Genomic DNA, 25,252 nt, shown 5'->3' with positions numbered 1-25,252 from the left:
GCACAATAGCGGCCCGCTCCACTTTGGTTGAATTTCCATGACTAGCTTCAGCGTCAACGCGTATCTCACCGCCCATATGCGTACGGTGCCCGACTGGCCGGCACCCGGCGTGCAGTTCCGCGACATCACGCCGCTCTTGCAAAACCCACAGGTCTTCCGCGTGATGATCGACGCCTTTGTGCACCGCTATATGGACCCGGCCTTGCGCCCCGATGTGGTGGCAGGACTGGACGCACGCGGCTTCATCCTGGGTGCGGTAGTGGCTTATGAGTTGAACATCGGCTTCGTGCCTATCCGCAAGAAGGGCAAGCTGCCGTTCACCACGGTAGAAGAAACCTACGAGCTGGAATACGGCAGCGCCACCGTCGAGCTGCATACCGACGCCGTCAAACCCGGCGACCGGGTGCTGCTAATTGATGACCTGATCGCCACCGGCGGCACCATGATGGCGGGCAAGAAGCTGCTGGAGAAGCTGGGTGCCACCGTGGTGGAAGGCGCAGCAATCGTGGATCTGCCCGAGCTGGGCGGTTCGGACAAGTTGCGCGCCAGCGGCTTGTCGCTGTTCACCCTAGTGGATTTTGCGGGGCACTGAAGGCATGCGGGAGGCCGCTTCCAGCGCCTGGTGGAAGGCGGCCACCTCATCCGCCTGGATCGGCTCGTAGCGGCCACCCGTCGCCAGGCTCGCGGGCTGCGAGGACACGGCGGCATCGGGGCTGGAAAGCACCGCGGGCCGGCTCATTGCTGGGGCTGCAAGTTCGGCGTTGTTGCGCCAGTACACCGAAGTAATCGCCAGACCATGCTCGGCTTGTGCGGCATGGATGATTTTCGACTCGATGCGGGTGCGCCAGTCGGCCATGGCGGTCCACGACGGCGCCAAATCGACCATCACCAAGAACTGCTGGCCTTGGTCGTCCAGCGCCAACACTTTGAACTTGTAGCTGCTGGTGAGCACACCGGCCTCAATCAGCGACGCCCGCACCACGCCGTACAAGCGCTCGCGGCGGTCAATGCGGGTATCCCGCAGCCGGGAATCCTGCTGGCTGTCAGGCCCGGTTCTATCGGGAAAAGCCGACGACGCGGATGCGGCGGGTACTTGCGGGGGTTTACGGGAAAACCAATTCAACCAAGACATGTTTCGCTTTCCTTCAAATCTGCGTTCTCATGTCACCGCAGCACGGTTTCTGCTGTGCAGCAAACGCTTGGCCACCACGGCCCCGGCTGCCATGGAAATGGACAAAGCCAGTTCGGGCTTGCGGTGGGTCAATTCGGTGAACCGCATTGGCAGCAAGCCCCATAAAACACAGGCGCTGCCGGCCTGCACGGTGGCACTGCGCGGCAAGCCGGTAAAAAAACTACCCTCACCCACCACACTGCCCGCGCCCACGATCGCCAGCCGGATGCGCTTGTCGGCATCTTCAAAATGCACACTCAGGCTGCCGCTGGCAACAAAATACAAGGTACGGTCGCTCACGCCCTGCCGGAACAGCACGTCGCCCTGCGCCAAAGTCACCGGCAGCAGGTAGTTGGCCAGCAACTCCCATTGCGCTGATGCCAGGATCAGCGGCAAGCCGTCTTTGGCCTTGTTCACCACGATGGCATCCACAAGGCTTTGCAGCTTGGGCGTATCGTTCGCTGACAAAAATGCATTCATGGCAAAAAGGGCGCTGCTATGCGGGTTAACGCGGTTAATTGTATTCACCACTCCGCGGCTGCGGCGGCACTTACTTACCGATACAAAAGCTGGAGAAAATCACGCCCAGCAAGTCGTCTGCACTGAAGGCTCCGGTGATTTCGTTCAGGGCATTCTGGGCCAAGCGCAGCTCTTCTGCCAGCAGATCCAAAAATTGGGCCTGCCCCGCCAGATGGTCTACGGCCAAAGCCACATGCACATCCACCCGCTGCAAGGCCTGCACGTGGCGGGCCCGGGCGATAAATACCCCTTCGGGCGAAGCCTGCCAACCCGCTACCTCCAGCAGCTTGCTGCGCAAAGTATGCAGTCCGGCACCGGTTTTGGCCGATAGCGCCAGCACACCCGGCTCGGCCTGGGGCATGGAGTCGAGCTTGTTCCAGACGTCGATGACCGGCACCCTCGACGGCAGCTTTTGCAGCAACTCTGCCGCAATGGCGGCGTCGGCGGCTTGGTAGTCGGGCAGGGCGGCGCGGGTCAGGTCGTGCAGAAACAACACGGCATCGGCGGTTTCGATCTCGGCCCAGGCACGCTCGATACCGATGGCTTCGATCGCGTCCTCGCTGCTGCGTAAGCCCGCGGTATCGATCACATGGATGGGCACGCCCTCGATCTGTATGGTTTGTGCCACCTTGTCGCGCGTGGTGCCGGCAATCGGGGTGACGATGGCCAGCTCGGCCCCGGCCAGGGCGTTCAGCAGCGAGGACTTGCCCGCATTCGGTTGGCCAGCGATCACCACCTTGATACCCTCACGCAAGAGCGCGCCCTGGCGCGTGCGTTGCATCACCGTTTGCAGGTTCTGCTGCAATTTTGATAGCTGTCCGTGCGCATCTGCCTTGCGCAAGAAGTCGATTTCTTCTTCAGGAAAGTCCAGCGTGGCCTCGACCAGCATGCGCAGATGCACCAGGCCGTCGCGCAAGGCGTGGATCTCCTGCGAGAACTCGCCCGACAAAGACCGGGCGGCGCTGCGGGCCGCAGCCTCGGTACTGGCGTCGATCAGATCGGCAATCGCCTCGGCCTGGGCCAGGTCGATCTTGTCGTTCAGGAACGCGCGCTGGGTGAACTCGCCCGGCTGGGCCAGGCGCAGGCCAATCTCCGCGCCCGCCTCCAGGCAGCGCGCCAGCAGCAGCTGCAGCACCACCGGCCCGCCATGGGCCTGCAGCTCCAGCACGTCTTCGCCGGTGTAGGAATGCGGGGCCGGGAAGTGCAAGGCCAGGCCGTGGTCTATGGCTGCGCCGCCGGCATCGCGGAACGGCAGATAGGTCGCTTCACGGGCTTTCAGCGGGCGGCCGCACAGGGCTTCGACGACGGCAGCGATATGTTTGCCACTGACCCGGACGATGCCTACCGCACCCCGGCCAGGAGCGGTGGCGATGGCGGCAATCGGATCGGCATTGCGGGCTTGCATAACTAGCACTTTCAAGAAAAAAGGCCGTTCAACCAAGCAGGTTGAAGCGGCCTTTGGATTTCAACACGGGCGCTCGGCGCCCGCTCCGCCCTTAGAACTTGGGCAGATGGAACTTGGGTGGCACGCCCATACGGGTGTTGATCAGCCATTGCTGGGCAATCGACAAGGCATTGTTGGTAATCCAGTACATCACCAGGCCGGCCGGGAAGAAGAAGAACATCACCGAGAACGCCAGCGGCATGAACCACATCATCTTGGCCTGCAGTGGGTCCGGCGGCGCGGGGTTCAGCGAGGTCTGCAGCATGGTGGTCAAGGCCATGACGACGGGCAAGATATAGAACGGATCGGGCGAGGACAGGTCATGGATCCACAGCGCCCAGGGGGCGTTACGCATTTCCACGCTGGACAGCAGCACCCAGTACAAGGCAATGAACACCGGAATCTGGATCATGATGGGGAAGCAGCCGCCCATCGGGTTGATCTTCTCTTCGCGGTAGATCTTCATCATCGCCTGCTGCATTTCTTGCGGCTTGTCTTTCAGGCGTTCGCGCATCTCGGTGATGCGGGGGTTGATGGCCTTCATCTTGGCCATGCTGGCGTAGGCCTTGGCATTCAACCAGTAGAAGGCGATCTTCAGCAGCAACACCAGGGCCACAATCGACCAGCCCCAGTTCTGGATCACGCCGTGCAGCTTGTCGAGCAGCCAGTACAGCGGCTTGGCCAAGATGGTCACCCAGCCGTAGTCCTTGACCAGCTCCAGGCCGGTGGCCGTGGCTTCCAAGGTCTTTTCCAGCTGCGGGCCGACAAACATGCGCGCTTCCACCGACTTGCTGGCACCGGGTGCAATGCTGTCCAGCGGCGTGATCATGCCCACGGCATACAGGTTGGTGTCGACCTTGCGCATGAACAGATCGCGCTGGATGCCGTCACCCAGCAGCCAGGCGCTGGCAAAGTAATGCTGGACCATGGCCACGTAGCCGTTAGTCGCATGTTTCTCAATCTCGACCTTGTTCTCTTCGATAGCCTTGAATTCGACCTTCTGGTACTTCTTGGCTTCGGTGTAGACGGACGGGCCGGTGAAGGTGGAATAGAACGACGACTCACCCGGTGGCTTGTTGCCATCGCGCACCAGCTGCAGGTACAGCTGGGGCGACACGGCGGCGGCACCGGTGTTCACCACCTCGTGCTTGACGCTCATCACATAGGCGCCACGCGCCAGGGTATAGGTCTTGACCAGCTTCACGCCACCGACATCAGGCGACTCGAAGCGCACCACCAGCTCGTTGGCACCGTCTTTCAGGCTGCGCTCGCCAGGCACCACGCTCATCAGCGTCTTGTGGCTGGGCAAGGCCGCGCCCGTTGCGCCGGCTCCGGCGATCAAGCCGGTCTGGGCCATGTAAACACGTTCCTTGCTGTCGTCCAGCAAGACAAAGTTACGCGACTTGTCAGCCATGTCCACCTGCTTGAGCAGTTCGCTGCGCACCAGGGAGCCACCTTCGGTGTCGAAGGTCAGCTTCAGCACATCGGTGCTGACTTCCAGGCGTTCACGCGCAGCTGCCGGGGCGGCGGGGCTCGCAGGTACCTGGGCAACGCCAGCCCCCGGTGCGGTCACCGCGACCGGCACAGGCACGCTGGCTGGATCGGCGCTGGGCTTGGCCACCACGGCCGCCTGCTGGGAGGGCATGGGGAAGAAAGTGGCTTTGTGGCCGCTAAATACCTGCCACTTGTCCCATAGCAACACCATAGAAAAACCAAAAATCACCCACAGGATGGTTCGGCGGATATCGTTCATGAAGAGGGCTACTTATGTGAAGAAGAGGAAAGCAGATGGCCGAAAAGCCGGGGACTGTCTTGCGGCAATGGGTCATGCCCACCGTCACACCAGGGTTGGCAACGCGCCAACCGACGCAATGTTAAATAAGAGCCGCCGGCAGCACCGTGCCGCTCCAGGGCCTGCAGCGCATACACCGAGCAGGTAGGCTCGAATCGGCAGGCCGAACCCAACCATGGGCTCAACAGTAGGCGGTAACCGCGCACCACGCCCATCAGCAGAGCTTGCATCATGCCGATGTCACCCCGGTGACGGCCCGGCCAAACAGCTGCTCCAGCTCGGAGCGGACAGCCTGCTTGAGCTGGTCAGAGGTGGCGCTGATGAACAGCTTGCGGTCGAACACGCTGCGCAAGCGCACCACATGGGCTGCCTGCGGAAAGCGGGGTTCAAAAGCCTGGCTCACTTGGTAGATCTGGCGCTTGATGGCATTGCGCGTCACCGCCCGTTTGGCCCAGCGCTTGGGCACCATGGCACCCAGCCAGACGCCCTCTACGCCAAACAGGGCCTGCGGTCGCGTGGACTCGGGCCCTGTGGAAGATGGCATTGGCTTGGCAGCAGCTGGGGTCGGCACAGCACACACATCTAGCGCTGCGCGGTGCAGCGCAAAGTGCGCCGTACGCGCAACCGTATGACCTGCCAGCACGGCCTGGAACTGCGCGCGCGTTTTTAGTCGCTGCACGGCAGAGGATGGGCCGAAGTCACAACAAGAAATCGGGAGCGGAGATGCGCGCCAACCGAGGCGCGGACTTAGACAGCCAGACGCTTGCGGCCTTTGGCGCGGCGTGCGTTGATGACAGCACGGCCGCCGCGGGTTTTCATGCGGACCATGAAACCATGGGTGCGGGCACGCTTGATTTTCGACGGTTGGTAAGTGCGTTTCATGATGACATCCTAGAAGAGTTCGGTTCAGCGACCCCCCAAGCGAACCCCAGGGACAATTGCCGAAAAATGAGGGCTTCAGCTTAAATAAAGCCCCTAGATTGGCCCTGAAATCATGACTGCCGCAGTACTAACTACAGTACTACGCCAAGCCAAGCAATCCATCTTTTCCCGCTTTCGTAGCGTGTAGCCCGAAAAGCTGGCGAGATGAATTTAGTCAGGGAAACCCGGCATTATGGCAAATAATTCGGACCCTGGCAAGGCGCATGGCGTTAAAGTGCGGGCCTGGCCGGCGCATAAGCCATTGCCGCCAAATTGTGGATAAGGGCGGGATAAATTACAATGGTCGGTTCGCCGATCCCTAATTTATCCACAGAAGTAGAAGCCCCCATAATGACCGAGGGAACCCCAGCCAACACCGGCGCCGGCCACAGCCTCTGGCAAGCCTGCGTAGAACAGTTGGCCCAGGAACTGCCAGAGCAGCAGTTCAATACCTGGATCAAGCCCCTGGTGGCCCAGGTGCACGATGACTTTTCCAAAGTAACCTTGTTTGTCGCCAACCGCTTCAAGCTGGATTGGATTCGCGCGCAATACGTAGGCCGCATCGGCGTCCTGCTGGAGAAGCTGTATGGCCAAACCATTCCGCTCGAGTTAGTCCTCACTCCGCGGGAAGCACAGGTGCGTACACACGCAACGGCGCTGGTCTCGCAAGGCGTGGGCTCGATTCCCGAGGCTGCGCCGGTGGGCGAAGACCCGGCTCTGGCCCAGTTTAAAAACCGCCTGAACACCGCGCTGACCTTTGACACCCTGGTCGAAGGTACGGCAAACCGCATGGCGCGCGCCGCCGCGATGCACGTTTCAGGCACGCCCGGCCAGCTGTACAACCCGCTGTTCATCTACGGCGGCGTAGGCCTGGGCAAGACGCATTTGATGCATGCCGTAGGCAACCGCCTGCTGGCCGACCGGCCGGATGCCAAAGTTCTCTACATCCATGCGGAGCAATTCGTTTCAGATGTGGTTAAGGCCTACCAGCGCAAGACTTTTGACGAATTCAAGGAGCGCTACCACTCCTTGGATCTGTTGCTGATTGACGACGTGCAATTCTTCGCCAACAAGGACCGTACGCAAGAAGAGTTCTTCAACGCCTTCGAAGCCTTGCTGACCAAGAAGTCGCACATCGTGATGACCAGCGACACCTATCCCAAGGGTCTGGCCGACATCCACGAACGCCTGGTATCACGCTTCGATTCGGGTTTGACGGTGGCCATAGAGCCACCCGAGCTGGAGATGCGCGTCGCAATTCTGATCAACAAATCACGCGCCGAAGGTACCGAAATGCCCGAGGAAGTGGCGTTTTTCGTGGCCAAGAATGTGCGCTCCAACGTGCGCGAGCTCGAAGGCGCGCTGCGCAAATGCCTGGCCTATTCGCGTTTCAACCAGAAGGAAATGTCGATCCAGCTGGCGCGCGAAGCCCTGCGTGACTTGTTATCCATCCAGAATCGGCAGATTTCGGTGGAAAACATCCAGAAGACCGTGGCCGACTACTACAAGATCAAGGTCGCCGACATGTACTCCAAGAAGCGCCCGGCTTCGATTGCCCGGCCGCGCCAGATTGCGATGTACCTGGCCAAGGAGCTGACGCAAAAAAGCCTGCCCGAGATCGGCGAACTGTTCGGCGGCCGTGACCATACGACGGTGTTGCACGCCGTCCGCAAGATTGGCGGCGAACGCCAACAGCTCACCGAGCTGAACCAGCAATTGCACGTGCTGGAGCAAACCCTTAAAGGCTAGCCAAAAGTGCAGGTAAAAACAGGGAAAATCACGTGTTGGTCGAAACCGACGCGCTGGTTTCTCGCAAGGCTCATTTATATACACATGGGGTTGACATGATCGTTTTGAAGGCAACACAAAGCAAGGTGCTCGCGGTTCTGCAGTCGGTGGCGGGTATCGTCGAACGGCGCCATACTTTGCCGATTCTGGCCAATGTGATGCTGCGCAAAACCGGTGCCACGGTACAGCTGACCACCAGCGACCTGGAAATCCAGATCCGCACCAGCGCCGAGCTGGATGGCGATGCCGGCGACTTCAGCACCACCGTGGGTGCCCGCAAGCTGATCGACATCCTGCGCACCATGCCGTCTGACCAGACCGTGAGCCTGGAGTCCAGCCAGAACAAACTGATACTCAAGGGCGGCAAGAGCAAGTTCACCTTGCAAACCCTGCCGGCCGAAGACTTCCCGCTGGTGCAAGAAGCCGCCAACTTTGGCCCGGCCTTCAGCGTCCCACAAAAGGTGTTGAAGGCGCTGCTCAGCCAGGTGTCGTTCGCCATGGCCGTGCATGACATCCGCTACTACTTAAACGGCATTCTGTTCGTCGCCGAAGGCACGCAGCTCAGCCTGGTGTCCACCGACGGCCACCGCCTGGCTTTCGCATCGGCCGCGCTGGACGTGGAAGTGCCCAAGCAGGAAGTGATCTTGCCGCGCAAAACCGTGCTGGAAATGCAGCGTCTGCTGAGTGACGCCGAAGGCGCGATCGAGATGCAGTTTGCCAACAACCAGGCCAAGTTCAGCTTTGACGGCATGGAGTTCGTCACCAAGCTTGTCGAGGGCAAGTTCCCCGATTACAACCGCGTGATCCCGAAGAACCAGCAGAACCACATCACCCTGGGCCGCCAGGCGTTCTTGTCCAGCCTGCAGCGCACCGCCATCCTGACCAGCGACAAGTTCAAGGGCGTGCGCCTGAACGTCGAACCCGGCAGCCTGCGCGTAGCCTCGAACAATGCCGAACAGGAAGAAGCCGTGGACGAACTCGACGTCGATTACGGTGGCGACACCATCGAGATCGGCTTCAACGTGACCTATCTGATCGATGCCTTGGCCAATATGCAGCAAGACATGGTGACCATCTCGCTCAGCGACGGCAACAGCTCGGCGCTGCTGACCATCCCCGAGAACGAGACCTTCAAATACGTGGTCATGCCGATGCGTATTTAACACTATAAAAATAGTAGCTACCCACGCATAGCCTATCTGCGCAAAAGGCAGATTTACCTTATAAATTATGCAGCCTCTGGAACCTGGTTCCAGACAAGCACCGTACGCCATGACCGAAGAAAACAAGCCCGTCCCTCCCGTCCCCACCGATGCCGAATCCATGGAAGCGGTGAACACCGGCGACAGCGCAGATAGCTCCAACTTTCAGCCAACGATCGACACCAACCAGGCCGGCGCCACCGAAGCCTACGGCGAAGGTTCGATCCAGATCCTGGAAGGGCTGGAGGCGGTGCGCAAGCGCCCGGGCATGTACATCGGCGACACCTCGGACGGCACCGGCTTGCACCATCTGGTGTTCGAGGTGGTGGACAACTCCATCGACGAGTCGCTGGCCGGCCATTGCGACGACATCCTGGTCACCATCCACTCGGACAACTCGATCAGCGTGGTCGACAACGGCCGCGGCATCCCCACCGGCATCAAGATGGACGACAAGCACGAGCCCAAACGCTCGGCCGCTGAAATCGCCTTGACCGAGCTGCACGCTGGCGGCAAGTTCAACCAGAATAGCTACAAGGTGTCTGGCGGCCTGCACGGCGTGGGCGTGAGCTGCGTGAACGCGCTGTCCAAAATGCTGCGCCTGACCATCCGCCGCGACGGCAAGATCCATGTGATGGAGTTCAGCAAGGGCTTTGTACAAAACCGCCTGCTGGAATCCGTGGACGGCATCGAAGTCTCGCCCATGCAGATCATTGGCGACACCGAGAAGCGCGGCACCGAGGTGCACTTCCTGCCCGACACCGAGATCTTCAAAGAGAACAACGACTTCCACTACGAAATCCTGAGCAAGCGCCTGCGCGAACTCAGCTTCCTGAACAACGGCGTGAAGATCCGCCTGAAGGACGAGCGTAGCGGCAAGGAAGACGACTTCTCGGGTGCCGGTGGCGTCAAGGGCTTTGTGAACTTCATCAACAAGGGCAAGACGGTGTTGAACCCCAACATCTTCCACGCCATGGGCGACCGCCAGAGCGACCAGAACACCAACATCGGCGTCGAAGTGGCGATGCAGTGGAACAGCGGCTACAACGAGCAGGTGCTGTGCTTCACCAACAACATCCCGCAGCGGGATGGCGGCACCCACCTGACCGGCCTGCGCGCGGCCATGACGCGCATCATCAACAAGTACATCGACGACACCGAAGTCGCCAAAAAAGCCAAGGTCGAAGTCACCGGCGACGACATGCGCGAAGGCCTGACCTGCGTGCTGTCCGTCAAGGTACCCGAACCCAAGTTCAGCAGCCAGACCAAGGACAAGCTGGTCTCCAGCGAAGTGCGCGGCCCGGTGGAAGACATCGTCAGCAAGCTGCTCTACGACTACCTGCAGGAACGCCCGGCCGATGCCAAGATCATCGTCGGCAAGATCATCGAAGCCGCCCGTGCCCGCGAAGCTGCGCGCAAGGCCCGCGACATGACGCGCCGCAAAGGCGTGCTCGATGGCATGGGCCTGCCCGGCAAGCTGGCTGACTGCCAGGAAAAAGACCCGGCGATGTGCGAGATCTACATCGTCGAGGGCGACTCCGCCGGCGGCTCCGCCAAGCAGGGCCGCGACCGTAAATTCCAGGCCATCCTGCCCCTGCGCGGCAAGATTCTGAACGTCGAAAAAGCCCGTTATGAGAAGCTGCTGACCAGCAACGAAATCCTGACGCTGATCACCGCACTCGGCACCGGCATCGGCAAGGCCGGCGGTACCACCGGCAACGACGACTTCAACGTCGCCAAGCTGCGCTACCACCGCATCATCATCATGACCGACGCGGACGTTGACGGCGCCCACATCCGCACCCTGCTGCTGACCTTCTTCTACCGCCAGATGCCCGAGCTGGTCGAGCGCGGCCACATCTACATCGCCCAGCCGCCGCTGTACAAGGTCAAGGCCGGCAAGGAAGAGCTGTACCTGAAGGACGCGAGCGCACTCGACGGCTTCCTGCTGCGCATCGCCCTGGTCCACGCCGCGGTCTACACCGGTGGCGACAACGGCACCACCCTCAGCGGTGACACCCTGGCCGAACTGGCGCGCAAGCACCAGCTGGCCGAGGCCGTCATCGCACGCCTGCAGAACTTCATGGATGCCGAAGCCCTGCGCGCCATCGCCGACGGCGTGGCCCTGAACCTCGACACCGTGGCCGATGCCGAAGCCTCCGCAACAGCGCTGCAAACGCGCCTGCTGGAGCTGGGCAGCGGCGCCGAAGTGGCGGGTGAATTCGATGTGCGCACCGATAAACCCATCCTGCGCATCAGCCGTCGCCACCACGGCAACATCAAGAGCAGCGTGCTGACCCAGGACTTCGTACACGGCGCCGACTATGCCGCCCTGGCCGAAGCCGCCAACACCTTCCGCGGCCTCCTGTCCGAAGGCGCCAAAGTGCAGCGCGGCGAGGGCGAACGCCAGAAGGAAGAAAAAGTCACCGACTTCCGCCAAGCCATGGCCTGGCTGATTGCCCAAGCCGAGCACGCCACCAGCCGCCAGCGCTATAAAGGCTTGGGCGAAATGAACCCCGCCCAGCTCTGGGAAACCACGATGGACCCCACGGTGCGCCGCCTGCTGCGCGTACAGATCGACGACGCCATCGAGGCCGACCGCGTGTTCACCATGCTGATGGGGGATGAAGTGGAGCCGCGCAGGGAATTCATTGAAACCAATGCGCTGCGGGCGGGGAATATTGACGTTTAAGGTTTGTAGGCTCTCAAAAATATTGCAAAAATTCTCATAATTTGCAAATTTTGTAGAGCGTCTTAGGACGCTTCTGCCGGAATGCTGCCAGGGCTACAAGCGCTACGCGCAAGGTGTTTTCATCATGGGCCGCGGCAAGTCCGCCGAGCCCACGCCCACTGGCTCCATCGTTAATGGATATTGGCAGGCGACGTGTACACGTGGCTACAGCCCCCATGCAACCACATTGGGCCCCATTGCCGCTACCTCCTGGGTGCAAAGGAATCTTTTTTGCGCACGAACTTCAGCAGTTCCAAACTTGTTCGCCTGCTTGGTGACCCGGCCTCCGTCGGCAAGGCAGGCGCTAGCGTGGATTCTGCCGAGCAGCTGAGCGTGCTGCTGGGCGTATTCGACGCGGTGACACTGCGCGGCGCGCTGCAGGCGATACACACCATGCGTGCAGCCCCCCAGCCCGCAGGCAAGCCGGCGCGCATGGGCCACAGCGTGGATGTCGCCGCACAGGTGCAGCAGGTGCGCCAGGTCCTGGTCTACGCCATCACCACCAAGCCGGTGGCGGTGGCCGATGCGGGTGCCAGCCGGCGGCGGGGGCGTACCCCCGAGCCTTTGCCTATGGCGATGCCGGCCGCACCCGAAGAAACGGTGGCCGACTACGCAGTATTTCGCCAGCGCCATCTGGACCTGCAACGCCAGATGGATTTGATGCTGCCGCCCTTGCGCGTGAACGTGCGCGAAGCCGTGGCCGCCGTGTCGCCCAGCTTGCGGCAGCTGGCCGCGCTGGACGCCGTGTGGGAGCAAATGCTGGCAGCGCGCGAGCAGAAGTTGCTGGCGACCATCCCGGCACTACTGAAGAGCCGGTTCGAGCAGTTGCGCACGACCCACCCACAGCAAGACGCGCCCACCCTGTGGCGCCAAGAAGGCGGATGGCTGGACCGGTTTGACAAGGAACAGCAGGCCGTGATGTTGGCCGAACTGGACCTGCGCCTGGAGCAGGTCATGGGCCTGGTAGAGGCATTCCAGCGGGAAACCGCGCTTGAGCGTGCGCCCACTACGGCGCCGCGTACGGATATTGAAAAAGTTGAGAACGCAGTATGAATAGGTTTGTTTTTGCCGCCACCTTCGCCATCGGCCTGCTGAGCGTGGCCTGGGTGGGCTATGGGTTTGTGGGCACGAGTGCGCTGGCGCTGGCCGTCACCGGGGTGATCGCCGGGGTGTACCTGCTGGGGGCGCTGGAGCTTCGCCGCTACAGGTCCGACACGGCATCGCTGTCCACCGCGCTGGCCGAGCTGGAGCAGCCGCCCGCTGATTTGCCGACCTGGCTGGAGCGTGTACCGGCGCTGCTGCGCAACCCCGTGCGCATGCGCGTCGAGGGCGAGCGCAGCGCCTTGCCCGGCCTGGCGTTGACGCCGTATCTGGTGGGCCTGCTGGTGATGCTGGGCATGCTGGGCACCTTCCTGGGCATGGTGGTGACCTTCAAGGGCGCGGTGTTCGCGCTGGAGGGCTCTACCGATCTGCACGCCATACGCGCTGCCCTGGCTGCGCCCATCAAGGGCCTGGGCCTGTCGTTCGGCACCTCGGTAGCGGGTGTGGCGGCGTCGGCGGTCTTGGGCCTGCTGTCGGCCATGGCCCGGCGCGAACGGCTGGACGTAGTGCGCCTGCTGGACGCACGCATCGCCACTACCTTGCGGCCGTTTTCCATGGCGCAACAGCGCCAGGACACCTTCAAGGCCGTGCAACTGCAGGCCCATGCACTGCCCGAGGTTGCCGAGCGCCTGCAGGCCCTGATGGACGGCATAGAGCGCCGCAGCCAGCAGTTGAGCGAGCAGTTGCAGGGCCAGCAGGCCCAGTTTCACCGCGAGGTGTCGGGGGCGTATGGCGAACTGGCCAGCTCCGTCAGCGCTTCGCTGCAAGCCAGCCTGACCGCTGCCGCACGCGCGGCAGGCGACAGCATCCAACCGGTGGTCCAGGCGGCGATGGCCGAGATGGCGCAGGAATCCACTCGGCTGCACCAGCGCGTCTTTGAAGCCACACAAAGCCAGCTGCATGGTCTGGCCCAGAGCTGGGACGCAGCAGCCGTACGCACGTCCGAGGGTTGGGCCACCGCGCAACACAACCATGTGCGCAGCAGCGAAGCCCAGGTGGCGCGATTCGATGCGGCGCTGCAGGGTTTTGCAGAGACGTTCGAACATCGCTCCAGCACGCTACTGGCGTCGGTACAGGCGGCCGCCGCCCAATCCCGCGAGCAGCAGGCGGCGGCGGACCAACTGCATCTGCAAGGCTGGACGCAAGCATTGCAGTCCACCACAAATACGCTGCAAGACGAATGGCGTGCCATGGGCGAACAGGCCCTAGCCCAGCAAAAAGCTGTGTGCCAAACGCTGGAGAAGACCGCTGGCGAGATGGTGGAACACACCAGCCAACGCGCTGAAACAACCCTGACGCAGGTGGCTGATCTAGTCGTGCGGTCTGAAGCTTTGTTGGCCGCCCATGCCACCGCAGAGGCCCGCTGGACACAGGAACAAGGCGACCGCTTGGAGCAATTGGCCGATCTCTCGCACACCACACTGCAAGGCTTTGCCGACACGTTTGAACACCGCTCCAGCACGCTGCTGGCTTCGGTACAAGCCGCGGCAAGCCAGTCCCGCGAGGAGCAGGCGACGGCTGATCAGCTGCATCTGCAGGGCTGGACGCAGGCATTGCAGTCCACCACCCACACGCTGCAGAGCGAATGCCGCGCCATAGGCGAACAGGCGCTGGCCCAGCAACAGGCTGTGTGCCAAACACTGGAAAAGACCGCAGGCGAAATGGTGGAACACACCAGCCGACGCGCCGAAACAACCCTGACACAGGTGGCTGATTTGGTGGGCCGGTCTGAGGCTTTGCTGGCCTCCCATAGCGAGGCAGAGGCCCGCTGGACGCAGCAGCAGGGCGAGCGGCTGGACCAATTGGCCGGCCTGTGGCGCACCGAGTTGACGGCACTGCGTGCCGAAGAATCCGACCGTGGCCAGGTCGCAGTGGACCGGCTGGCACAGTTGCAAGCGGCCGTGGTGACCCATTTGGCGACCCTGGGCACGGCCCTGGAAGAGCCCATGGCCCGGCTGATGGCCACAGCCGCCGAAGCGCCCCAAGCCGCGGCAGAAGTGATTGCCCAGCTGCGCCAGCAAATGGCCGGGTTCAGCGAGCGCGACAACCAGGCTTTCGCAGAGCGCACCCAGTTGGTGGCGCAACTCGACACACTGCTACAGACGCTTAACCAGGCGGCAGGCGACCAAAGTACGGCCATCGAGTCGCTGGTGGCATCCGCTGCCAGCGTGCTGGACGCTGCAGGCGGCCAGTTTGCCCAAGCGGTGGAGGCGCACACCAGCCAGACCGCGCAGGTGGCGGCACAGGTCACGGGCAGTGCCGTGGAATTGGCCAGCCTGGGCGAAGCCTTTGGCCACGGTGTGCAACTGTTCAGCGCATCGAATGAAAAACTGGCGAACAGCCTGCAGCGTGTGGAGGGCGCGATCCAGCAGTCGGCGGCGCGCAGCGACGAGCAACTGGCCTACTACGTGGCCCAGGCGCGCGAGGTGATTGACCTCAGCATCGCAGCGCAGCAAACGGTGGTGGAAGACATGCGCCGCCTGCGCAGCGCCGAAGGGGTTGCGGGATGACCGGCGCGGAAGACTGGGAAGACGGAAATGACGGCGTAGAGCAGACCGCACCCGTCTGGGCGGTGTTTGGCGACCTGATGTCGGGCTTGTTGGGGGCCTTTGTGCTGGTGCTGGTCGGGGTGCTGGTGGTGCAGATGGACCTGGTCACCAATCTGCAGGCCGAAGTGGCCAAGCGCCAGAGCGAAGAGCAGCGCCGCATGGCCCTGGAAAAAGCCCTGGCCGTGCCCTTGGCGACAGGCCGAGTGACCTTGAACAACGGTCGCATCGGCATCAGTGGCAGCGTGCTGTTCCCGGTGAACTCTGACCAGCTGCGCCCCGAAGGGCGGCAACTATTGAAGACCCTGGTGCCGCCGTTGCAGGTTTACCTGGGTGCGCGGGACGACATGCTGATGGTCAGCGGCTTTACCGACAACCAGCCCATCATCGACCGCAACCAGCATTTCACCGACAACCTGGAGTTGTCGGCCCAGCGGGCGCTCACTGTGTCGCGTGCGCTGATCGAATCCGGCATGCCCTCGTCGCGGGTGTTTGCGGCCGCCTTTGGTGCCGAGCAGCCCGTGGCGTCGAACGATGACGACAAGGGCCGTGCGCAAAACCGCCGGGTGGAAATGGCGCCCGTGCCCCGCTCAACCGCCGAGAAACCGCCGGCACCATGATGCCGCCCGAGGCTTTCGATGCGGCGGCTGCGCTGGCGTCCTTGCGCAGCGCAGGCGCGCAGCATGGGGACCCCGTGCGCTTTCGCTATCTGGAAGCCCTGCAACAGCGTGCGCAGCTTGCGCCCGATCCCGTGCGGCGCATCTTGGAGGACAAGCTGCAAACGGCGCTGGCCGCCTATGCCGGGCGCAAGCCCCGGGCACATGCGGCCGAATCGAGCTCCCCGCCCAGCTCGCCACTGGCTGCGCTGAACGCCTATATCCGCGCCGCCACGCAACCAGATGCGGCAGGGAACGGACCTCCTGTTGGCTGGGGCGGCCAGCCCGAACTGAAGAGTGTGCAAGGCTTCCGGGAAGTGTGGTCCAAGTTTGCTGTTGTTGACCAAGTGGAGCAGTCCCTCAAGCGGGGCCCGGAAAACGCGGGCCCGTTGAATTCCCACATGCTGGTGTTGCGCTCCCTGGCCACGATGCGCGAGCTGTCACCCGAGTACCTGCGCAGATTTTTGTCGCATGCCGAAACCCTGTTGTGGCTGGATCAGGAAAGCCAGCGCCTCAGGGCTCCGCAGACGCGGTCTGCGCGACCCAGCCGGCGGAAGAAAAAAGGCGACGCTGAATAAGTCTGTGCGAGGCTGGAGCGCATAGGCCGCCAGCCGACACCCCGCTGCTGCAAATTTAATGTCGGTTGCGTTTGCGCCGCTCCGACGGTCGGTATCGCCCAAAACATCACAGCGCATTTGTTCAGAAAAATGTATGATGCGCATAATGCGAAATAAGAGACACAGACTCAGAGCACCGACCAAGCAGCCTGCTCCGTCGATGAGGCAATGCGCGGCTAACCTGAAAATCTTCCCATCGCCTGACATAACTGAAATCCATAAATTTTTCGCTCGCTCAAAAATATTACGCGCATCATGTGATATCGCACACTCAAGGAAAAACAGCATGAACATGAAGAACAAAGTGGCCCTCGTAACAGGGGCCTCGTCAGGCATAGGCGAAGCCACTGCACTGCAGCTTTCAAAGGCCGGCTACAAGGTGTACGGCACCAGTCGGCGCGGCGGCCAGGCGGGCCAGCGAGCGTTCGAGATGCTGCCACTCGATGTGACCCAGGATGCGTCAGTCGAGGCTGTGGTTCAGCAACTGATCCAGCTGGAGGGTCGCATCGACCTGCTGGTCAACAACGCTGGCTTTGGAGTCGCTCCAGCCGGAGCAGAAGAGAGTTCGATTGCGCAGGCCCAGGCTATCTTCGACACCAACTTCTTCGGCATGGTGCGGATGATCCGGACCGTGACACCGCATATGCGCCGCCAAGGAAGTGGTCGCATCATCAACATCGGCTCAGTGGTGGGCTTCCTGCCCGCACCTTATATGGCGTTGTATTCCGCCACCAAGCACGCGGTCGCCGGTTATTCGGAATCGCTAGACCATGAATTGCGCACACAGGGCATTCGCGTCTCGGTAGTGGAGCCCCCCTATATCAACACGCCGTTCGAAGCGAATCAGATGCAGCCCGATACACCTCTGGACATGTACCGCGAAATTCGCGCCCGAATGGATCAGCGGCTCAAGGAAGGAATTGCCGGCGCAGACGGACCTGAGATAGTGGCCGACATCGTATTGAAGGCAGTCTCGGCCGCGCAGCCCAAGACCCATTACACCCCCGGCCAGGCCAACACCCTGCGCCTATTTCGCAGGTTTGCACCCGCAAGCGTACTGGACGCCGGAGTGCGTAAAAACCTGCGGCTCGACGCATAGGCAGCTAGCCGTTTCTTATTTTTTACAACCGTTCATTTGAAAGAAAACGATGACATTCCAAGCACTACTCGCGAGCAAGACTGGTGACAAGATTACGACCAGCGTGGTATCGCTGAGCGAACCGGACCTCATGCCCGGGGACGTTGTGGTTGACGTCGATTACTCCACCGTGAACTACAAGGACGCGATGGCCATTACCGGCCGCGCGGACGTGATTCGTCAGTTCCCTTTGATTCCTGGCATCGACTTCGCCGGCACGGTCAAGACTTCGTCCTACCCCGGCATCGCTGCTGGCGACCGCGTCGTCGCCAATGGCTGGGGCTTGAGCCAAACGCATCACGGTGGCTATGCGCAGCAGGCGCGCGTGAAAGGTGAGTGGCTGGTCAAGCTCCCGGCAGCTTTGTCCACCAAAGACGCGATGGCTATCGGAACAGCGGGGTACACGGCGATGCTGTCGGTACTGGCGCTTGAGCATGGCGGGCTCACACCCCAGCATGGCGACATTCTCGTGACGGGCGCCAATGGCGGCGTCGGCTCCATCGCCATAGCCCTGCTGTCCGGTCTCGGCTACCGGGTGGTTGCCTCCACCGGGCGGCTGGAGGAAAGCGAATATCTGCGCAGCCTGGGGGCCGACGACATCATCGATCGCCGGACGCTTTCGGAGCCTGGGGCACCCATTGCCAGCGAGAAGTGGGCCGGTGCCGTCGACTCGGTTGGCAGCCACACGCTGGCCAACGTGCTGGCACAGACAAAGTACCGCGGCGTGGTCACCGCTTGCGGCCTGGCCCAAGGCATGGATCTGCGGGCCTCGGTGCTGCCTTTCATCCTGCGCAATGTGACGCTGGCCGGCATCGATTCGGTCAATGCCCCCCAACAAATGCGCATCGAAGCTTGGTCACGGTTGGCGCGGGACCTGGATTTGGACAAGCTCGCCCGAACAACACAGGTTGTTGGTCTCGCAGAAGTGCCCACAATCGTTGAGCGATTGTTCGAAGGAAAAGTCCAGGGCCGTACCGTCGTTGACGTCAACGCCGGCCTATCCCATTCGACTAAAGGGATTTAACGATGTCGACATCTTCAAAAACGGCAACAGGGCGGGCGACGCTATGAAATTGAATTTTCAAAGGGTCGCAATTCTGATCGCACTGAGCTTCTTCACCTTGGCGGCTACGTTGATGTTTGCGCCCAATGTCATGTTGGCAGACTGGGGTCTAGAACTCACGCTGTCCGTCAGCGTTGTGTGTCGGCGCGCGGCTGCACTATTTGCGGGCATCGCCGTCATGTTCTTTCTGGCCAGGAATGCGGAGCCCTCACCGGCTCGATCTGCGTTGACCACGGGCTTGGTAGTTTCCTGTTTGATGTTGACGGCACTTGGGGGTTTTGAGCTGGCGGCCGGCCATGTGACCCCAAAGATCCTGATTCCCATGTCCATCGAAGTCATGTTCACGCTGGCATTGCTGCGTGTGGGACACAGACAATAGGAAGCGCTCGTTCGGTCCGGAAAGACTTAAGTGGGCGCTGCCCGAGGCAGCGAATGGGACCGGCGGTTAATTCTTCGCCTTATAGGCCAGCAGAAACTCGTCGGAAGCCACCTGGTCGGCCAGAGCACGCAAGTTCGCAGCCGAGGCAGGGCCCAGCACGGCCTCCACTTGGTCGTTTGCTGCAGCCCAGCCCACCATCGCTTCTGAAAGCAAAGTTTTGCCAAGCGAGGTGAGAACGCCGTGTTTGGTTCGTTTGTCTTTGGCGTCCTGGCGCAGCTCAACAATTCCATCGCGCACCAGCGGCCTGAGCGCATGGGTCAGGGCAGAAAGTTGGATGGCGAGCCGGGTCGCAAGATCCTGCAGCGTCGGCCCTTGTTGATCGGCTCCCATGAGCTTGTCTATTTCTGAGATGAGTGCGAGCTGTGTGGCTTTAAGGCCCAACGGTGCAAGCGCCTCGTCATACAGCTGGCCCAGTCTGCGGGCCGCAACGCGTAGCGCTGTGTTCGTACAGACCCGCCCACCCAGGATGTCCTGCTCGTCTGCGGCGGGCTTATCCGGGCTGTTCTTCACGTCCATAAGGTCCTTGGTAATTCCCATATTTTCAAAATGGTTTAGTACTGCACTATTTTTGGATTGCGCATGATTGGCCATACATTTGAGCCCTCAACTTATTTAGTTGAGCACTCAATTTTATTGGAAAGCTATCAATGACACATCCCAGTTCTAAAAAAGTCGCTCTTGTCACAGGGGCTTCTTCCGGCATCGGCGCTGTCTACGCAGACCGCCTCGCAGCGCGTGGATACGATCTTATTCTCGTAGCCCGGCGCGCTGACCGCCTGGAAGCCCTCTGCGCGCAAGTTTCAAAAGCGCACGGCATCAAAGCCGAAGCTATCGTGGCCGATCTGACCCAAGACCAGGATGTGGCGCGGATCGAGACGATTCTGGCCACCAATGGGGATGTGCAAATCCTGGTGAACAACGCCGGTCTTGCGCGCCTGGCACCGGCTGCCCAAATGGCAGCAAACGACGTGGGCTCCCAGATCGCCCTCAACATCACAGCACTGACACGCCTGACGCAAGCTGCGGTGCCTGCCTTTGTAGCGAGGAACCAGGGCTTGATCATCAACATCGCTTCCGCCCTGGCCGTTCACTCGCTGCCCATCAGCGCCATCTACAGCGGCACCAAGGCCTTCGTATTGCAATACAGCAGAGGCCTGCAGCAAGAGCTGGCGGAAACTGGCGTGAAGGTTCAGCTGCTACTGCCCGCATCGACAGCCACCGAGATCTGGGATCTGTCAGGCGTCCCGCTGGCGGCCCTCAACAAAGAGACCTTGATGACGACCGAAAACATGGTCGATGCGGCGCTCGCGGGCCTGGACCAAGGCGAGACCATCACCTGGCCATCGGTCGCCGATGCCAGTCTGTGGGAGAAGTACGAGGCAGCCCGCTCCGCACTGTTCGCCGGCACCCAGGCCGGAAAGCCGGCCCCTCGTTACCAGATCGGTTGATTCCAGCCAACCAAGGTTGCTGCGCTTCCCTTTTCTCCCATTTTTCATTTTTCCAAGGACAGTCCATGCTTTTCGAAGCCTTCTCCCTGCGTGCCACCCAGCTCAGCAATCGCACCGTGATGTCGCCGCTCACGCGCCACCGCGCGGTCGACAACAACACGCCCAACAGCCTGATGGCCACCTACTACGCCCAGCGCGCGAGCGCCGGACTCATCATCACGGAAGGAACCTCGCCCTCGCCCAATGGCTTGGGCTACGCCCGCATTCCGGGTCTGTTCAATGACGCCCAGGTGCAAGGCTGGAAGCTGGTGACCGACGCAGTCCATGCCAAGGGCGGCAAGATCGTCGTGCAGCTGATGCACACCGGCTGGGTGTCCCACAAAGACAATATGCCGGCCGGAACAGAAGTGCTGAGCGCTTCATCGGGAACATGCCCGGGCCAGATGAGGACGGATACCCAAGGCGACCAACCGCACTCGCCGGCGCGTGCCATGACCGAGGCCGACATCCAGACTGTGATCGGCGAGTACGCAACGGCCGCGCGCCTTGCCATCCAAGCCGGCTTTGACGGCATTGAATTGCACGCAGCCAACGGTTACTTGCTCGAACAATTCCTGAACGCCAATGTCAATCGCCGCACCGATGGCTACGGAGGCACGGCCGAGGGACGCAACCGACTGGTACTAGAGGTCGCCCGTGCCGCCGTGAAGGAGATCGGCGCTGAGCGCGTCGGCATCCGCCTGTCGCCTCACGGCGTGGTCAATAGCACCAGCGCATTCGATGGTGTGGACGAACAGTACCTGTCGCTGGTGAAGCAACTCTCCGCACTCGGCCTCATGTACGTGCACGTCCTGGACCATTCGACCATGGGCGCCCCGCCCGTCCCGGCGAAATTGAAGGCCGATCTGAGGGCTGCATTCGACGGCCCCTTCATCCTTGCCGGTGGACTCAACAAGGCCAGCGCAGAACAGGCGCTGAGCGAAGGCCACGCGGACCTGACCGCCATGGGCAGGCCTTTCATCGCCAACCCGGATCTGGTCGAGCGCATGCGCCAGGACGCGGCATTGAACGCACCAGACCCCACCACGTTCTACACGCCGGGTGCCAAGGGCTACAGCGACTATCCGACGCTTGCCGGCTAAACATCAACCGACCCACTTCAAGCTCACGAACGACTAAAAGAACCCATATGACTTTCAACATCAATACTTTAAAAACCGCGCTCATGTCGATTGCGCTTGCGGCCACGGCCAGCCTTATGCCGGCCGCCGCCTCCGCCGCTGACAAAGGGAAGATCCTTGTAGTGATGTCGAGCGCCCATGAGCTCGAACTGCGGGATGGGAAGCAGTACCAAACAGGCTACTTCCTCAACGAGCTCGCTGTTCCGCTGCGGATGCTCGTCGATGCGGGGTACACACCGGTGTTTGCCAATCCAAAGGGCGACACGCCTCAAATGGACGTGAGTTCGAACAACAAGAATTACTTCGGCGGCGATGATGCGAAGCGTACAGACGCACTCTCCTACGTTGCTAAGTTCGATTCGTTGAAGAAGCCCAAAACATTGGCATCTGTTGCCGCAGAAGGCGCCAGCGGCTATGCAGCGGTGTTCATTCCGGGCGGCCATGCGCCTATGCAAGATCTGCTGAAAGAACAGTCGCTCGGCACCATCCTGAAGAGCTTCCACGCGGCCGCGAAGCCTACAGCAATCATCTGCCACGGACCAATAGCTCTTCTGTCCACCCTGCCCGAAGCAGCCAAGTTTCAATCTTCCCTCATCGCAGGTGATACCACTGCGGTCAAGAACCTGTCGAAGGGCTGGACGTATGCGGGCTACAAGCTAAGCGTCTTCGCAACATCCGAAGAGAAGCAGATAGAAGGCAGCGCGCAGCTCGGCGGTCAGGTCCTCTTTTATCCGGACGCAGCTTTGGCCGCAGCCGGCGCCACTATCCAAAACGGTGCCGATTGGCAGCCCAACGTCGTAGTCGACCGGGAGCTGATCACCGGTCAACAGCCCTTGTCGGCCGACGTTTTCGGCAAGGCTTTGATGGCGAAGTTGGCCACGCAAGCTAACTAAAGGGAATGAACCTGTGCCGGCCGGCACAGGTTCTGGGGGACTTTGCAGTTATTGCTCGTCTCTATTTCATATTGACCGCGACCTTGCCCTTTATGCGCCCTTGGGCAAGAACTTGCAGTTCAGCGTTTTTTATTCAACTCGGTCATCAGAGCAGTGAATATCAAGTTGCTCGTCGCCGCAACCTCGCTTGCTGCCGTCGTACCCATTTGACGCAAGGACAGGACACCATTGAACGCGGCCAAGATGGCACGCGCCGCGTCTTCCATGGGGACCTGAAAGCGGCCGGTATCTACGAGGCGTTGAACAAGCGCTCGCATGTCGGCGAACGTCTCATCGAGCAATTCTGGATGGAGCTGAGCTTGCTCGACGAGCAGGGCGTAAAGGTGAGGGCGCTTGAGCGTGAAGTCGACAGCATCATCCCAATGTGTTTTCAGCTGCTTCATCAGATCATCAGAGGCTTTGGAAGCGCGCCTGCGTGACATGAACTCACCCCGGCCCTGCCTAACAAGCGCCATTGCAAGAGAGCCCTTGCCGCCAAAGTGATGGTAGAGCGTGGGCGCAGTGATGCCGGCAGCCGCGCAAACGGCGCGGGTTGTCAAACCAGCCGGTCCACGTGCCTCCAGCAGGGCCGCAGCGGCCTGAAAAATTGCGGTCTCGGTGTCGGATGCCACAGGTGGGTTCGGAAAAGACTTAGAAGGATTTCTGAAAGAGGAAAGTCGGCGCTGCGCACGAGGGCCGCGATTTCGCGCGAACTGTCGCTAGGAGCTGACCGATTCTACGTACGCAGCATATTACTTCCGTAGCGTGCTGCTTCTGTCGCATGCGGCAGGGAGTTCGAGTCCAGATTGCCGGCCGGGAGCTGGGGAGTTCCTTGCACATGGAACTGCCGAGACTTCTACTCCAGCATGCCGGTGCCATGGGCAGATCGGGCGGCTGCTCTCCGACACAAGGTGCTCTCTAGACCTATTTCTATATCAGTGCTATATTACAGGTGTAGCATCGATATATGCGCAGATCGAGAGGCTTGGAGTCCCTTGGCCGCTCTACACGATAAGGAGAACGATTTGAGTACAGGTACAACTGCCCACATTGGCAAGCGCGCGCTCGTAACCGGCGCATCCAGCGGCATTGGCGCAGCCATCGCGCGTGAGCTCGCGGCGCTCGGCGTGGATCTCGTGCTGACGGCACGGCGCCGCGACGCACTGGATGCGGTCGCCGCGACCTGCAAGGGCGTGAAAGTAGAGATCGTCACCGCAGATCTCGGCAAGCCCGATGCCGCGCGCGCACTGTGGGACGCCGCCACCGCCAGCGGCCCGATCGACATTCTGATCAACAACGCCGGGTTCGGCTATTTCCGCCGGTTCGACGAGGTGGACTGGGCACGCGACGCAGAGCTCGTCCAACTCAATATGACCTCACTGGTCCAGCTCGCGCGGTGCTTTGTCGACGCGCGCAAGGCCAGCACCGAGCCTGCGCACATGCTGAACATCGCGTCGACCGGCGCCTACCAGTCGGTACCGAACATGGCGCTGTACGCCGCGTCGAAGGCGTTCGTCCGCAACTTCAGTGAGGGTCTGCATGACGAGCACCGTGGCACGCCGCTGTCGGTGACCTGCATCTGCCCTGGCGGCACCGAAACCGCGTTCCACGCCGCGTCCGGCGGGGGCGACTACTCGTGGATCGCGAATGCGTCAACGAAGAGCGCAGAGTTCGTGGCGCACGCCGCGATCGAAGCGATGCTGGCTGGCAAGCGCACGGTGGTGCCCGGGCTGTTCAACAAGCTATCAACCTTCGGCGTGCGCTTCTTGACGCGGCAGTTTGCGTCGCGGGTGGCGACCCAAGTGTTGGGCAAGCCACGGTTGGCACTGCCGGCGCGCAAAGGGACTTGAGAGAAGCGAGCAACTATCGCAGAGGACTGGTATGCGCACGCATCCCGTTCAGGCCCCCGCTGCGGGCGTGAATGGACGGGTAGACGAAAGCCTGGTCAGCGACAACAGTCCAGAGTTTTGTATAGTTTTGTACGCGGGCTTTGGCAGACCTACATTCGGTCAGAAATCCCCTTGGGCGAAACACGCTGCGCTTCAACAATCGCGCCGTCATTTCGACACACACGCTATCAAAAGGATTTCTCCATGACCGCAGCAGACACCAAGGTTCTCTACACAGGCCGTACCCACACCATCGGCGGCCGCACGGGTACGTCGCGCAGCGACGATGGCCGCCTGGACATCGCCCTGACACGCTTCGGCACTGTCGGCAACGGCACCAATCCCGAGCAGCTGTTTGCGGCCGGCTGGTCCGCCTGCTTCATGGGCGCCATGGCGCGCGCCGCCCAGCCCCTGGGTGTGAAGCTGCCCGACGGCCTGGCCGTCAATGCCGAGGTAGACCTGGTACAGGGCCCGGACGGCTTCACGCTGTCGGCCCGCCTGCAGATCAGCGTTCCGGGCGTAGACCACGACAAGGCTCTGGCCGTGGTAGAAGGCGCGCACCAACTGTGCCCCTATTCCAAGGCCACCCGCGGCAATATCCAGGTCGCGCTGTCGCTCGTCTGAACGCCGCCCATCCCACAACCCACGGGCCCAGTAACCACACCACGGTGAAC

25 protein-coding genes are annotated in these 25,252 nt (G+C 61.4%); 16 read left to right on the top strand and 9 right to left on the bottom strand.

What is annotated here, in order from left to right; all coding sequences use genetic code 11:
* Positions 1-37: 37 nt before the first annotated feature.
* A complete protein-coding gene (locus tag BLT66_RS08170) occupies positions 38-592 on the top strand; it encodes an adenine phosphoribosyltransferase (protein WP_092757197.1) in 555 nt (184 codons plus the stop codon).
* Here BLT66_RS08170 and BLT66_RS08165 read toward each other — a convergent pair.
* The 7 genes from BLT66_RS08165 to rpmH form a co-directional block, all read right to left on the bottom strand.
* On the bottom strand, positions 569-1,132 hold the full coding sequence (locus tag BLT66_RS08165; RefSeq protein ID WP_143029167.1) for a hypothetical protein: 564 nt from the start codon (positions 1,130-1,132) through the stop codon (positions 569-571). The two genes, BLT66_RS08170 and BLT66_RS08165, sit on opposite strands and share 24 nt — an antisense overlap.
* A 27-nt stretch (positions 1,133-1,159) precedes the next feature.
* A complete protein-coding gene (locus tag BLT66_RS08160) occupies positions 1,160-1,651 on the bottom strand; it encodes a Crp/Fnr family transcriptional regulator (protein WP_092757195.1) in 492 nt (163 codons plus the stop codon).
* Between the two features lie 70 nt (positions 1,652-1,721).
* Positions 1,722-3,095 (bottom strand): tRNA uridine-5-carboxymethylaminomethyl(34) synthesis GTPase MnmE, encoded by a 1,374-nt coding sequence (gene mnmE / locus BLT66_RS08155; protein WP_092757194.1) that lies wholly within the window; start codon positions 3,093-3,095, stop codon positions 1,722-1,724.
* Positions 3,096-3,186: 91 nt separating this feature from the next.
* Entirely contained in the window at positions 3,187-4,887 is a 1,701-nt protein-coding gene (yidC, locus tag BLT66_RS08150; protein ID WP_092757193.1) for a membrane protein insertase YidC, read from the bottom strand.
* Between the two features lie 8 nt (positions 4,888-4,895).
* The gene (yidD, locus tag BLT66_RS08145) at positions 4,896-5,159 is read right to left on the bottom strand and encodes a membrane protein insertion efficiency factor YidD (RefSeq protein ID WP_092757192.1); all 264 of its coding nucleotides are present in this window, start codon (positions 5,157-5,159) and stop codon (positions 4,896-4,898) included.
* Positions 5,156-5,605 (bottom strand): ribonuclease P protein component, encoded by a 450-nt coding sequence (locus BLT66_RS08140; protein ID WP_092757191.1) that lies wholly within the window; start codon positions 5,603-5,605, stop codon positions 5,156-5,158. Before BLT66_RS08140 ends, yidD begins: the two co-directional genes overlap by 4 nt.
* Before the next feature lie 68 nt (positions 5,606-5,673).
* Entirely contained in the window at positions 5,674-5,808 is a 135-nt protein-coding gene (rpmH, locus tag BLT66_RS08135; RefSeq protein WP_092757190.1) for a 50S ribosomal protein L34, read from the bottom strand.
* Between the two features lie 390 nt (positions 5,809-6,198).
* Between rpmH and dnaA the strand changes: the two genes are divergently transcribed.
* The 10 genes from dnaA to BLT66_RS08085 all read left to right on the top strand — a co-directional run bounded on the left by dnaA (position 6,199) and on the right by BLT66_RS08085 (position 19,068).
* A complete protein-coding gene (dnaA, locus tag BLT66_RS08130) occupies positions 6,199-7,596 on the top strand; it encodes a chromosomal replication initiator protein DnaA (RefSeq protein WP_092757189.1) in 1,398 nt (465 codons plus the stop codon).
* A 95-nt stretch (positions 7,597-7,691) separates the two neighbouring features.
* Complete coding sequence (dnaN, locus tag BLT66_RS08125; protein WP_092757188.1) at positions 7,692-8,798, top strand: DNA polymerase III subunit beta; 1,107 nt, start codon at positions 7,692-7,694, stop codon at positions 8,796-8,798.
* Between the two features lie 109 nt (positions 8,799-8,907).
* Entirely contained in the window at positions 8,908-11,529 is a 2,622-nt protein-coding gene (gene gyrB / locus BLT66_RS08120) for a DNA topoisomerase (ATP-hydrolyzing) subunit B (protein ID WP_092757187.1), read from the top strand.
* Between the two features lie 270 nt (positions 11,530-11,799).
* Positions 11,800-12,621, top strand: coding sequence for a DUF3348 family protein (locus BLT66_RS08115; protein WP_176955014.1), 822 nt, complete (start codon positions 11,800-11,802; stop codon positions 12,619-12,621).
* The gene (locus BLT66_RS08110) at positions 12,618-15,179 is read left to right on the top strand and encodes a DUF802 domain-containing protein (RefSeq protein ID WP_092757185.1); all 2,562 of its coding nucleotides are present in this window, start codon (positions 12,618-12,620) and stop codon (positions 15,177-15,179) included. The genes BLT66_RS08115 and BLT66_RS08110 overlap by 4 nt, the downstream gene beginning before the upstream one ends.
* Positions 15,176-15,835 carry an OmpA family protein gene (locus BLT66_RS08105; RefSeq protein WP_092757184.1) on the top strand — a complete coding sequence of 220 codons (660 nt, stop codon included), beginning with the start codon at positions 15,176-15,178 and terminating at the stop codon, positions 15,833-15,835. Before BLT66_RS08110 ends, BLT66_RS08105 begins: the two co-directional genes overlap by 4 nt.
* Positions 15,832-16,449, top strand: coding sequence for a DUF2894 domain-containing protein (locus BLT66_RS08100; RefSeq protein WP_255406833.1), 618 nt, complete (start codon positions 15,832-15,834; stop codon positions 16,447-16,449). Before BLT66_RS08105 ends, BLT66_RS08100 begins: the two co-directional genes overlap by 4 nt.
* A 325-nt stretch (positions 16,450-16,774) precedes the next feature.
* Positions 16,775-17,587 (top strand): oxidoreductase, encoded by an 813-nt coding sequence (locus tag BLT66_RS08095; RefSeq protein ID WP_092757183.1) that lies wholly within the window; start codon positions 16,775-16,777, stop codon positions 17,585-17,587.
* Between the two features lie 49 nt (positions 17,588-17,636).
* The gene (locus BLT66_RS08090; protein ID WP_092757182.1) at positions 17,637-18,650 is read left to right on the top strand and encodes an acrylyl-CoA reductase (NADPH); all 1,014 of its coding nucleotides are present in this window, start codon (positions 17,637-17,639) and stop codon (positions 18,648-18,650) included.
* A gap of 43 nt (positions 18,651-18,693) precedes the next feature.
* Complete coding sequence (locus BLT66_RS08085; protein WP_092757181.1) at positions 18,694-19,068, top strand: hypothetical protein; 375 nt, start codon at positions 18,694-18,696, stop codon at positions 19,066-19,068.
* 66 nt (positions 19,069-19,134) lie between these two features.
* Here BLT66_RS08085 and BLT66_RS08080 read toward each other — a convergent pair whose 3' ends face one another.
* The gene (locus BLT66_RS08080; RefSeq protein WP_176955013.1) at positions 19,135-19,719 is read right to left on the bottom strand and encodes a MarR family winged helix-turn-helix transcriptional regulator; all 585 of its coding nucleotides are present in this window, start codon (positions 19,717-19,719) and stop codon (positions 19,135-19,137) included.
* A gap of 56 nt (positions 19,720-19,775) precedes the next feature.
* Here BLT66_RS08080 and BLT66_RS08075 point away from each other — a divergent pair, with 56 nt between their 5' ends.
* The 3 genes from BLT66_RS08075 to BLT66_RS08065 all read left to right on the top strand — a co-directional run bounded on the left by BLT66_RS08075 (position 19,776) and on the right by BLT66_RS08065 (position 22,650).
* Positions 19,776-20,576 (top strand): SDR family NAD(P)-dependent oxidoreductase, encoded by an 801-nt coding sequence (locus tag BLT66_RS08075; protein ID WP_092757179.1) that lies wholly within the window; start codon positions 19,776-19,778, stop codon positions 20,574-20,576.
* Positions 20,577-20,641: 65 nt separating this feature from the next.
* A complete protein-coding gene (locus BLT66_RS08070; RefSeq protein ID WP_092757178.1) occupies positions 20,642-21,718 on the top strand; it encodes an alkene reductase in 1,077 nt (358 codons plus the stop codon).
* A gap of 47 nt (positions 21,719-21,765) precedes the next feature.
* Positions 21,766-22,650: a type 1 glutamine amidotransferase domain-containing protein gene (locus BLT66_RS08065; protein WP_255406832.1), complete on the top strand. Its 885-nt coding sequence runs from the start codon at positions 21,766-21,768 to the stop codon at positions 22,648-22,650.
* Positions 22,651-22,769: 119 nt separating this feature from the next.
* On the opposite strand, the gene BLT66_RS08060 is transcribed toward BLT66_RS08065, so the two are convergent.
* On the bottom strand, positions 22,770-23,321 hold the full coding sequence (locus BLT66_RS08060; protein ID WP_092757177.1) for a TetR/AcrR family transcriptional regulator: 552 nt from the start codon (positions 23,319-23,321) through the stop codon (positions 22,770-22,772).
* A gap of 393 nt (positions 23,322-23,714) precedes the next feature.
* Here BLT66_RS08060 and BLT66_RS08055 point away from each other — a divergent pair, with 393 nt between their 5' ends.
* Both BLT66_RS08055 and BLT66_RS08050 read left to right on the top strand, forming a co-directional pair.
* Positions 23,715-24,539: an SDR family NAD(P)-dependent oxidoreductase gene (locus tag BLT66_RS08055; protein WP_176955012.1), complete on the top strand. Its 825-nt coding sequence runs from the start codon at positions 23,715-23,717 to the stop codon at positions 24,537-24,539.
* A gap of 243 nt (positions 24,540-24,782) precedes the next feature.
* Positions 24,783-25,202, top strand: a complete 420-nt coding sequence (locus tag BLT66_RS08050) for an organic hydroperoxide resistance protein (RefSeq protein ID WP_092757175.1) — start codon at positions 24,783-24,785, stop codon at positions 25,200-25,202.
* Positions 25,203-25,252: the final 50 nt, after the last annotated feature.

The sequence above is a fragment of the Rhodoferax sp. OV413 genome, assembly GCF_900104385.1.
Lineage (GTDB): Bacteria > Pseudomonadota > Gammaproteobacteria > Burkholderiales > Burkholderiaceae_C > Rhodoferax_B.
Note: the sequence above shows the minus strand (reverse complement) of the source record. Positions and strands in the feature narration are given on the sequence as shown.